General features: G+C 46.8%; 1 protein-coding gene. It reads right to left on the bottom strand.

Annotation, left to right across the window (positions count from 1 at the left end; all coding sequences use genetic code 11):
• Window positions 1-2,135: InlB B-repeat-containing protein (locus tag ACYQ1O_RS16860; protein WP_459993434.1), on the bottom strand; the 2,135-nt coding region annotated here is incomplete at both ends.

Here is a 2,135-nt window from a genome sequence, read left to right as displayed (position 1 = left end):
TCGTGACAACACAAGAAACCGCCGTACCAGCACATGCGCCGCCCCAACTGTCAAAGCTATAGCCTACAACGGGTGTCGCTTTTAACGTCACTAATACATCGCTAAGGTAGTTGGCGTTACAGAGGGTATAAGTATAAGCAGCCACCGTACCGCAATTGATGTTAGTCCCTTTAACTTTACCATTTGCAGGTTGGTTGACGGTCAAACCGAAGCCTGTGCCAAATTTAGCGCTGACGCTAGTCGCCGCACTTATCGTCACCGTACAACTGCCTTGCCCTCTACATGCACCGCCCCAGCCCATGAACACCGTATTGGCATCACCAGGCGTAGCCGTCGAGCCGTAACCATAAATCGCGCTACAGCTGGTCCCGCAGTTGATTCCACCTGTGTCGCTGGTTACCGTGCCGTTCCCTAGCTTGCTGGTTTTAAGCGTATACGTGTTGAGATTAAAGCTTGCGGTTACTGCTTTCGCCGCATCCATTGTCAACGCACAGACACCCGTACCGGAACACCCTGCACCGCTCCAACCCGTAAAAGTTGAATGGATGTCGGGGTAAGCCGCCAACGTGACCGCCGTGTTGATAGCAAAATCCGCACTGCAAGCTGTGTTGCAATCTATACCAGCGGGTGTGCTCATCACACTGCCTATACCCGTGCCTGTTTTGCTAACGTTTAAAGTGTGTTTACTAACACCGAAGCTTGCACCGACTGTTTTATCGGCATCCATAGCTAAAGTACAAGTGGTCGAGTTGCCTGTACATGCACCTGTCCATCCTTTAAAAGTATAACCAGCATTCGCTGTAGCCGTTAATATGACGCTTGCGCCTAAACTGTAAGTACCTGTGCAGGTCGTGCCACACAAGATACCGCCGACGTCACTTCCTATGCTGCCGTTATTGGTAGGCGTGATGGTGAGAGTGATTGCTGGTGTCAATAAAAATGCGTGTTTAACATTACCGGGTACAATGCCAATACCTGTTATTTGTCCGGCATCGTTAATACTACGCCCTTCAGTGAGGAGAATCCCTGCAGTTCCTCCAATTACCATCATATTCAGATCATGCATAACACCATCGATGGTGACGAAGGCGTGAGTAGGCTGCCCACGTTCACAGTCAGAAAGTCCCGTCACTTGTCCCTTGTTGTTAATATCAAGGCCCCAGCTTCTTGTGACTTCGGAACAACGCGTACCCAATTCAGTCGCTGAAAGAACATTCAAATCAGTCATTGCGTGAGTGGTGGCATCGGTCACGAAGGCATGGACATAACCGTTAGCGGTATTGGCCCAACCCGTCACTTGACCACTATTATTAATGCCATAACCATAACTTGCTGAGCCGCCGAGCGTACCTAAATCGGTCACGACAGTGTGGTCTGCATTAGTCAAGAAAGCATGAGGACCAGTTGAAGACTGGATTTCGCCCGTCACTTGTCCGCTGTCGTTAATGCCCCTGCCAGTACCTATGAAACCTAAACTCACCATACCAAAACCATCAGACACAAAGGGTAAAAAGCCTCCAGCAATTTCAGAAACACCCGTCACTTGTCCGCTATTGTTAATAGCATTAGCTTCGCTATTTTTGCCACCGAGTGTACCTAAATCGGTCATGACGTTGTCGCTGGCATTGGTCACGAAAGCATGACTCCTTAAATCACCAGCAATTCGAATAGTAGAATTGCCTGTTACTTGTCCGATGTCGTTAATGGCTAAGCCATAACTACTCATATTTGTTACTGAATCAGGGGCAGGAAATGTACCTAAATTGGTCATGGCATTAGTGCTGGCATCAGTCACGAAAGCCTTGTATCTCAATAAATCGGAATAACCTGTCACTTCTCCCCGGTTGTTAATGCCATTGCCATAACTCTCTGATCCTCCAAGTGTTCCTAAATCAGTAAGGGTATAAAGGGCTTGGGCAGGCATAGACAAACCCAAAGCGACTAATAACGTCCAATGTTTTATTGAAAATTTTTGTTTGTTTGTTTGTTTGTTTGTTTGTTTGTTTGTTTGTTTGTTTGTTTGTTTGTTTGTTTGTTTGTTTGTTAAACATGATGTTCCCAGTTTGTTGAAGAACGGAAGATTAAAATATGGTTTTTTGTGCAGGTCTAGCGCACGGACAGACTCTAACATATTT

Source organism: Methylosoma difficile (assembly GCF_054657615.1).
This window is presented reverse-complemented; position numbering and strand designations above follow the sequence as displayed.